Genomic DNA, 8,068 nt, shown 5'->3' with positions numbered 1-8,068 from the left:
GCGCGTGGGACGTCGAGGCCGACGGACGCGTCTTCTTCGCGGTCGACTGACCGCCTTCTCGGCGCTGTCGGCGGCGCGCGGGCGCGGCTCGGGCTCGGGCCGCCGGCGACGCGCGCCGAGGTCGCCGCGTGGGACCGCGACGTCGACCCGTCGGGGCACGGGCTCCCGCCGGGGAGCGGCGGGTACGACGCGGGCGCGCGCGTGTACGCGGCGCGCTGCGCGGCGTGCCACGGCGCGCGCGGGGAGGGGCAGGGCGCCTTCCCGAAGCTGGTGCAGGCGCCCGGGACCGCGGGGTTCGCCGGCGACTCGTTCCCGTTCGCGCGCGACCACAAGCTCCCCAAGACCGTCGGCACGTACTGGCCGTACGCGACCACGCTGTACGACTACGTGCGCCACGCGATGCCGTACGACCGCCCCGGCTCGCTGACGCCCGACGAGACGTACGCCGTGGTGGCGTGGCTGCTCGCCGAGAACGGCGCCGTGCCCCGCACGGCGGTGATGGACGCGCGGTCGCTGCCGCGCGTCGAACTGGCGGCGCGGCGGCACTTCGTGCCCGACGACCGGCGGGGCGGTCCCGAGCTGCGCTGACGCGGCGCCCGATCGCGGGCGGCGACGGCGCGGCTCGTGCACGCGAGGCAGTCCCGGAACGCGAGGTCCCGATGGCCCTGCACCACCTGCGCGCGCTGCCGCGCCCCCTGCCGGCGACTCCCGCCGGCCCCGTCCTGAGCCTGACCATCCACGCCGCCCTCCTCGGCGCCGCCGTCGCGTGCGGCGGCGGCGGGGAGCGGCTCCACTGGGTCGGCATCGGCGAGGGGGAGGGCACGGGCGTGCGCACCCCGGGAGCCCTGGCGCCGCACGCCTACGTCGTCCCCGGGCGGCGGGGGCTGCGCGGCGGCGCGCCCGGGGGCGGCGCGCGCACGGGGGCGCCCGCGGGGGACGCGCCCGCCGACCGCCTCCCGCCGATCGCGCCGCCCGCCCCGCTCCGCAGCGCGACCGCGCTCGCCGACGTCGTGCTCCCCGAGGTCGCGCTCCCCGAGGCGGCGACGACGCTGGTGGCGGGGATCCTCGCCGCGGCGCCCGACCCGTCGCGCACCGTCGCGCGCCCCGAGGAGTTCACGCGCATGCGCCCGACCGATCCGGGGGAGTGGCTGGCCGACCACGACGCCGCCATGTCGCTCACCGCCGCGCGCGCGAACGCGCTGGTCGACGTCCTCCCGATCCCGCTGCTCGGCAACCCGCGCCCCGCCTACCCGTCCTCGCTGGCGCGCGCGAGCGTCGGCGGGCGCGTGGTGGTCGAGTTCCGCATCGACAGCGCGGGGGCGGTCGAGCCGGGGTCGCTGCACGTGGTGCAGAGCACCGACGAGCGCTTCACGGAGGCCGTGCGCGGGGTGCTGCCGCGGCTCCGCTTCGTGCCGGCGCAACTGCGCGCGCACGCGGTGGGGATCGTGGTGCGGCAGCCGTTCGTGTTCCGCGTCGCGCGGCGCTGAGCCGGCGAGGTCCGGTCAGCGCAGCCCGAGGTGCGCCAGCAGCTCCGACGCCGCCGCGGCGCCGGCGCGGTTGGCGCCGACGGTCGACGCCGACGGCCCGTAGCCGACCAGGTGGACCCGCGGGTCCTTCGCGACCTGCGTCGCCAGGCGCCCCGTCATCACGATCCCGCCGTCGTCGTTGCGCAGCACGAGCGGCGCGAGGTGGTCGAGCGCGCTGCGGAAGCCCGTGCACCAGAGGATGACGTCGGCGCGCTGCACCGTCCCGTCGGCCCACCGCACGCCGTCCTCGACGATCTGGTCGAACATCGGGACGCGCTCCAGGACGCCGCGCGCGCGCATCGCCTCGACCGCCGGCGTCACGGGGAGGCCGGTCACCGAGACGACGGAGCGCGGCGGCAGCCCCGCGCGCACCCGCTCCTCGACCATCGCCACCGCCGCGCGCCCCGCCTGCTCGTCGAACGGGCCCGCGCGCCAGGTCGGCGGGCGGCGCGTGGCCCAGGTGGTCGTCGTCACGCGCGACACCTCGTCGAGCAGCTGCAGCGCGGAGATGCCGGCGCCCACGACCACCACGTGCCGCCCGCGGAACTCCTCGGCGGTGCGGTAGTCGCGCGTGTGCAGCTGGCGCCCGCGGAAGCGCGCGGCGCCCGGGACCTCGGGGACGTACGGCTTCTCCCACGTCCCCGTCGCGTTCACGAGCCCGCGCGCGGAGACGTGCAGCCGGTCCCCCTCGACGCGGAAGCGCCCCTCGCGCTCGCACACGACCGCGACGCGGACCGGACGGTACACGGGGAGCGCGTAGCGGCGCTCGTAGGCGGCGTAGTAGCGCGGCACCGCCTCCGCCGCCTCGACCTCGGCCTGCCGCGGGTCCACCACCTCGTCGAAGCGCATCCCCGGCAGGTCGTGCAGGCGGTTCACCGTGCTCAGCGTGAGCGACGGCCAGCGGTGGCGCCACGCGCCCCCCGGCCCGTCCTCGGCGTCGAGCACCACGAAACCCTTCACCGGCGCGAGCCCGAGCCGCTGCAGGTGGTACGCCGCCGACAGCCCGGCCTGGCCGGCGCCGATCACCGCGACGTCCACGCGCAGCACGGCCGCGGGGACGACGGGGGGCGCGGCCGGGGGCTCGGCGGTCGGCCGGGTGGCGGGGGCGGCGGTCACGCGCTCATCTTAGCGCCCCGTGACGCTCACCGGCTCCCGATGACCGATACGCTGCTCTTCGTCTACGGCACGCTGCGCCGCGGGCAGGAGAACCACTTCCGCCTCGCGACCGCGCGCTACGTCGGCGCGGGGCGGACCGCGACCCGCCACGCGATGTTCGTGGAGGGGCACCCGTACCTCGCCGAGCACCCGCCGGTGCACCACGTGCGCGGCGAGGTGTACGCCGTGGACGCGCCGACGCTGGCCGCGCTGGACGAGCTGGAGCACCACCCGGTGTGGTACGAGCGGCGCCCGGTGGACGTGGTGCTCGACGCCGCCGACGCGGCGACGCGCGAGGCGCGCCGCCCGGGCGACGTCTTCCACGACGCGCCGGCGGTCGTGCGCTGCGTGACGTACTTCAACGACCGCCCGCAGGGGGCGCTGTCGCCGAGCGGCGACTTCCTGAAGGACGCGGCGCGGATCGCCCGCCGGCGCCGACGCTAGCCGGTCAGATCGCGCGGAAGTGCTGCGAGTACTCCAGCGTCCCGTCCTCCGCCGCCGCCTTCATCTCCGCGTCCACCGCGCCCATCCCGCGGGCGAGCTGCAGGAAGCCCGGCGGCGCGTTGCGCACGCCGACCACGCTGGCGTGCCCCATCGAGCGGACGTCCTGCCAGCCGACGACCTCGCGCAGGTCCGCGCCGTCGAGCGTGGAGGCCGAGAGCCGCGCGCCGACCAGCGTCGCGCCGCGGAGGTTGGCGCCGGTGAGGTCGGCGGCCAGCAGGTCGGCGTCGGTGAGGTCGGCGCCCTCCAGGTTGGCGCCCGCGAGGTTGGCGCGCGTGAAGTTGGTGCCGCGCAGCGAGCTGCGCACCATGCGCGCGCGCGGCAGCTGCACCTCCTCCAGCCACGCGTCGTCGAGGCGGATGCCGTTCAGCGACACGCCGTTGCGCAGCAGGTCGCCGAGCGCCTCGATGCGCCCGCCGCTGCCGCCCTTCCCCTGCGCGCTGTTGATGACCTGCCAGGCCTGGTAGTTCGAGTCGATCCTCGCGCGCTCGGCGGCCGCCGCGTCGGCCTCGTTGCGCTCCTTGCGCCCCTTGTAGAACTGGTAGGCGCCGAAGATGATGATCGCGAGCTCGGCGAACTTCGACAGCTGGAGCGCGTCGCCGATCCACTGGGACAGCTCCCACATCAGGGCCGCGCCGCGAACAGGGCGTTGGCCTCGGGCGACGGCACCTGGTCGCCGATCTCGCCGTACGTGCCCGCGCCGAGCAGCTCGGCCGCGGCGCGGCGCACGTGCGCCATGACGGCGCGCGCGAGCCCGGGCCCGACGCTCACGCGCGCCACGCCCAGCGCCCCCAGCTCGGGGATGGTCGGGACGCCGGGGCCGCCGATCACGTTGAGCGGCGCGCCCACCGCGGCGGCGAGGCGGCGGATGAGCTCCGCGTCGGTGGCGCCGGGAACGAAGATCCCGTCGGCCCCCGCCTCGACGTACAGCCGCGCGCGCCGCACCGCCTCGTCGAACCGCGCCGCGTCGTCGGCGCCGACCTTCCGCAGGATGGCGTCGGTGCGCGCGTTGATGAACAGCGCCGGCCCCGCGGCCGCGCGCATGGCGGCGATCCGCTCGGCGTGGTACTCGGCGTCCACCACCACCGCGCCGTCCTTCCCGGGCGCATCCTCGAGGTTGAGCCCGACCGCGCCCGCGTCGAGCACCCCGCGCGCCGTCGCCGCGGCGTCCTGCGGGGTGCCGCTCCCGTAGCCGCTCTCGACGTCGGCGGTGACGGGGATGCGCACCGCGCCGGCGATCAGCCGCACGGCGTCGAGCATGGCCTCGCGCGTGACCGCCTGCCCGTCGGGGCGGCCGAGGGCCCACGCGACGCCGGCGCTGGTGGTGGCGAGCGCCGGCGCGCCCGCCGCCTCGACCAGGCGCGCGGTCATCGCGTCCCAGGCGTTGACGAGCACCAGCGGGCGGTGGGCGCCGGGCGCGTGGAGGGCGCGGAAGCGCGCGGCGAGGTCCTGCTGACTCATGGCGGGGCGGGGGCGAGGGGTCCGCCGGAAGAATGGGGGGGCGGCGCGGGCGGGGCCACGGGGGGCGCTCCGCGGACCCGTGCCGCGTCGGACGGACCGCGACGTCCGGAGGACGGTCGGCGATCGTGGCGGATGTCGCTGCGCCACGAGGAGCTGAGCCGGTCGGTGATCGGCGCGTTCTACGCGGTCTACAACACGCTCGGCTACGGCTTCCTGGAGTCGCTCTACAGCGCGGCGATGGAGCACGAGCTGCGCGACCGCGGCCACCGGGTCGACCGTGAGCTCCCTGTGACGGTGTGCTACAGGGGTCGGCCGATCGGCACCCAGCGCCTCGACCTGGTGGTGGATTCCAAGCTGGTGATCGAGATCAAGTCGACGTCGGCGCTGCACGCGTCCGCCACCCGGCAGCTGTACAACTATCTCCACGCGACACGCCTGGAGACCGGGCTCCTCTTCCATTTCGGACCGGAGCCGCGGTTCTACCGGGTCGCGCACTTCGGAACGACCAGGAGAACGGATGAGACGGATCAGATCTGATCCGTCTCATCCGTTCTCCTGGCAGTTTGACGATCGGGTCGCACGGATGCAGGATGGGCGCACCGAACCCACCCCCATGCGCGCCCTCCTCCTCGTCGCACTCCTGGCGCCGGCACTGGCCGCGCAGCCCCCACGCGTCACCGTCACCCTCCCCGCCGGCCGGGCCGCCGCGCCGGTGGACGGGCGCCTGCTCTTCCTCGTCTCCGCCGACACCGCCGGCGAGCCGCGCAACCAGGTCAGCGACGCCGTCCGCACCGCCCAGGTCTACGGCATGGACGTCGAGGGCTGGCGCCCCGGCACCGCGCGCACCGTCGACGGCACCGCGTTCGGCTACCCGCTCCCCGCGCTGTCAGACCTGAAGCCGGGCCGCTACCGCGTGCAGGCGCTGGTCAACCGGTACGAGACCTTCCGCCGCGCCGACGGGCACACCGTCAAGCTCCCGCCCGACCGCGGCGAGGGGCAGCAGTGGGCGTCGAAGCCCGGCAACCTGTACTCGCGCCCGCAGGCCGTGACCGTCGGCGCGGGGACCCCGATCGCGCTCACGCTCGACCAGGAGATCCCGCCCGTCGCCGACTTCGCGGCCAAGGAGACGCCGTACGTGAAGTACGTGCGGATCCGCAGCGAGCGGCTGTCGAGGTTCTGGGGGCGCGACATGCACCTCGCGGCGTGGGTGCTACTCCCGTGGGGGTACGACGCGCACCCCGGCGCGCGCTACCCGCTGGTCGTCAACCACGGGCACTTCCCGTCGGGGGTGGACGGGTGGCGCGAGACGCCCCCCGACAGCACCCTCGCCCCCGACTTCAGCGCGCGCTTCAACCTGCGCGGCTACAACCGCATCCAGCAGGAGCTGTCGTACCAGCTCTACCGCGACTGGACCGGCCCCGGCTTCCCGCGCGTCCTGCTCGTGCAGATCCAGCACGCCACGCCGTTCTACGACGACTCGTACGCCGTCAACTCGGCGAACAACGGGCCGTACGGCGACGCCATCCAGCGCGAGCTGCTCCCCGAGATCGAGCGGCGCTTCCGCGGCATCGGGGAGGGGTGGGCGCGCTTCGCGTACGGCGGCTCCACCGGCGGGTGGGAGGCGCTGGCCGTGCAGACGTTCTACCCGGACGAGTACAACGGCGCGTGGGTGGCGTGCCCCGACCCCATCGACTTCCGCGCCTACACGACCGTCGACATCTACGCCGACACCAACGCCTACTGGCAGGCGGGCCCCTTCAAGCGCGTCCCGCGCCCCGGCCACCGCAACTGGCTCGGCCACGTCGACGCGACGCTCGAGCAGATGAACCACCGCGAGCTCGCGTTGGGCTCGCGCGGCCGCTCGGGCGACCAGTGGGACGTCTGGCAGTCCGTCTTCTCCCCGGTCGGCGCCGACGGCTACCCGAAGCCGATCTGGGACAAGCGCACCGGCACCATCGACCGCGCGGTCGCCGCGCACTGGCGCGAGCACTTCGACCTCACGCACATCCTGCGGCGCGACTGGAAGACCCTCGGCCCCAAGCTGCGCGGCAAGCTGCGGATCTACGTCGGCGACATGGACAACTACTACCTCAACAACGCCGTCTACCTCACCGAGCAGTTCCTGCGCGAGGCCGACCCGCCGGCCGACGCGGTGGTGGACTACGGCGACCGCGCGGAGCACTGCTGGAACGGCGACCACACGCGCTCCAACGCGTACTCGCGCCTGCGCTACCCGCAGATGGTGCTCCCGTGGGCCGTCGAGCGGATGCTGCGCACCGCGCCCGCCGGGGCCGACCTGCGGAGCTGGCGCTACTGACCGCGGCTTGCGGCCCGCCGCCGCGCGGGCCAGTGTAGCGCGAGGCGCGGCCGCGGGAGCCGCGCGCCGGGCCCGTGGCGGAGGCGGCGCATGGCGGACGACCGGATCGACGCGGGGCCGACCCCGGCGACGTACGACGCGGGCGCCCACCCGCCGCTGGTGGCCGGCCGCTACGCCCTCGGCGAGCGCGTGGGGAACGGCGGGCTGGCCGCTGTGTACCGCGCCCGGGACCGCGCCGCCGGACGCGACGTCGCGCTCAAGCTGCTGGCCGGCGGCGACCCCGACGGCGCCGACCGGATCATGCGCGAGGCGCGGACCGTCGCCCGCCTCGCGCACCCCAACGTCGTCACCCTGCTCGACGCCGGGCTCCTCCCCGACGGGGGCGCGTACCTCGCGCTCGAATGGGTGGACGGGCGCTCGCTGGAGGGGGTGGTGCAGGACGCCGGCGGCCCCCTCGCCCCGGCCGACGCGCTCGCCGTCGGCGCCGCCGTCGCGCGCGCCCTCGCCGCCGCGCACGCGCTCGGGATCCTCCACCGCGACGTGAAGCCGCACAACGTCATGATCCCGCGGCGCGGCGACCGGCTGGCCTTCGCCGAGGCGCGGCTCGCGGACTTCGGCGTGCAGGGGGCGCTGGAGGAGGAGGACGCCGCCGGCCGGCGACTCACCCGCTCCGGCTTCGTGGTCGGGACGCCCGCGTACATGGCCCCCGAGCAGCTGCTCGGCGCGCGGCAGTCGACCGCCACCGACCTGTTCGGCCTCGGCGCGATGCTGTACCGGCTGCTCTTCGGCACCACCCTCGGCGGCGACGCGGCGGGGGGGGCGCTGATCATCAGCCGGCTCTCGGAGACGGTCACCCTCCCCGCGACGCCCGCGCTCCCCGAGGAGCTGCGCGCGCTGCTCCTGACGCTGCTCGACCGCGAGCCGACGCGCCGCGCCCAGGACGCGGGCGCCGTCGCGGAGGCGCGCGTGCGCTTCGAGTCGCGAATCTCGGCGCCCGCGCCGTCGGCGCCCGCGCCGCCTGCGTCGCCGCCGGTCACGGCGACGTACGCCGTGCCGACGCCCGTCGCGCCGCCGCCGGCCGGCGCGCCGCCGCGCGCGAGCATGCGCG

General features: G+C 76.3%; 9 protein-coding genes. 6 read left to right on the top strand and 3 right to left on the bottom strand.

Features of this window, described 5'->3' with window-relative positions; genetic code table 11:
• Both PYV61_RS16785 and PYV61_RS16780 read left to right on the top strand, forming a co-directional pair.
• The coding region (locus PYV61_RS16785) for a cytochrome c (protein ID WP_275833685.1) at positions 1 to 588 on the top strand (588 nt) is incomplete at its 5' end.
• A 71-nt stretch (positions 589 to 659) separates the two neighbouring features.
• On the top strand, positions 660 to 1,487 hold the full coding sequence (locus PYV61_RS16780; RefSeq protein ID WP_275833683.1) for a TonB family protein: 828 nt from the start codon (positions 660 to 662) through the stop codon (positions 1,485 to 1,487).
• Between the two features lie 15 nt (positions 1,488 to 1,502).
• On the opposite strand, the gene PYV61_RS16775 is transcribed toward PYV61_RS16780, so the two are convergent.
• Positions 1,503 to 2,573, bottom strand: a complete 1,071-nt coding sequence (locus PYV61_RS16775; RefSeq protein WP_345785253.1) for an NAD(P)-binding domain-containing protein — start codon at positions 2,571 to 2,573, stop codon at positions 1,503 to 1,505.
• Between the two features lie 108 nt (positions 2,574 to 2,681).
• Here PYV61_RS16775 and PYV61_RS16770 point away from each other — a divergent pair, with 108 nt between their 5' ends.
• Positions 2,682 to 3,125, top strand: a complete 444-nt coding sequence (locus tag PYV61_RS16770) for a gamma-glutamylcyclotransferase family protein (RefSeq protein ID WP_275833679.1) — start codon at positions 2,682 to 2,684, stop codon at positions 3,123 to 3,125.
• Positions 3,126 to 3,129: 4 nt separating this feature from the next.
• On the opposite strand, the gene PYV61_RS16765 is transcribed toward PYV61_RS16770, so the two are convergent.
• Entirely contained in the window at positions 3,130 to 3,807 is a 678-nt protein-coding gene (locus tag PYV61_RS16765; protein ID WP_275833677.1) for a pentapeptide repeat-containing protein, read from the bottom strand.
• Positions 3,807 to 4,643: an isocitrate lyase/phosphoenolpyruvate mutase family protein gene (locus PYV61_RS16760; RefSeq protein WP_275833675.1), complete on the bottom strand. Its 837-nt coding sequence runs from the start codon at positions 4,641 to 4,643 to the stop codon at positions 3,807 to 3,809. Before PYV61_RS16760 ends, PYV61_RS16765 begins: the two co-directional genes overlap by 1 nt.
• Positions 4,644 to 4,775: 132 nt before the next feature.
• On the opposite strand from PYV61_RS16760, the gene PYV61_RS16755 reads away from it, so the two are divergent.
• The 3 genes from PYV61_RS16755 to PYV61_RS16745 form a co-directional block, all read left to right on the top strand.
• Positions 4,776 to 5,180, top strand: a complete 405-nt coding sequence (locus tag PYV61_RS16755) for a GxxExxY protein (protein ID WP_275833674.1) — start codon at positions 4,776 to 4,778, stop codon at positions 5,178 to 5,180.
• Positions 5,181 to 5,256: 76 nt separating this feature from the next.
• A complete protein-coding gene (locus tag PYV61_RS16750; RefSeq protein WP_275833671.1) occupies positions 5,257 to 6,960 on the top strand; it encodes a hypothetical protein in 1,704 nt (567 codons plus the stop codon).
• Positions 6,961 to 7,050: 90 nt separating this feature from the next.
• Positions 7,051 to 8,068, top strand: a 1,018-nt coding sequence (locus tag PYV61_RS16745; protein WP_275833669.1) for a serine/threonine-protein kinase, incomplete at its 3' end; no start/stop codon positions are given.

Origin of the sequence: Roseisolibacter sp. H3M3-2, assembly GCF_029211165.1 — a bacterium.
GTDB lineage: Bacteria > Gemmatimonadota > Gemmatimonadetes > Gemmatimonadales > Gemmatimonadaceae > Roseisolibacter.
Note: the sequence above shows the minus strand (reverse complement) of the source record. Positions and strands in the feature narration are given on the sequence as shown.

Bases quoted from the DNA above. Each gene is read 5' to 3' on its own strand.
- PYV61_RS16780 (WP_275833683.1), top strand. From the start codon at position 660: ATGGCCCTGCACCACCTGCGCGCGCTGCCGCGCCCCCTGCCGGCGACT.
- PYV61_RS16770 (WP_275833679.1), top strand. From the start codon at position 2,682: ATGACCGATACGCTGCTCTTCGTCTACGGCACGCTGCGCCGCGGGCAG.
- PYV61_RS16765 (WP_275833677.1), bottom strand. From the start codon at position 3,807: ATGTGGGAGCTGTCCCAGTGGATCGGCGACGCGCTCCAGCTGTCGAAG.
- PYV61_RS16760 (WP_275833675.1), bottom strand. From the start codon at position 4,643: ATGAGTCAGCAGGACCTCGCCGCGCGCTTCCGCGCCCTCCACGCGCCC.
- PYV61_RS16755 (WP_275833674.1), top strand. From the start codon at position 4,776: ATGTCGCTGCGCCACGAGGAGCTGAGCCGGTCGGTGATCGGCGCGTTC.
- PYV61_RS16750 (WP_275833671.1), top strand. From the start codon at position 5,257: ATGCGCGCCCTCCTCCTCGTCGCACTCCTGGCGCCGGCACTGGCCGCG.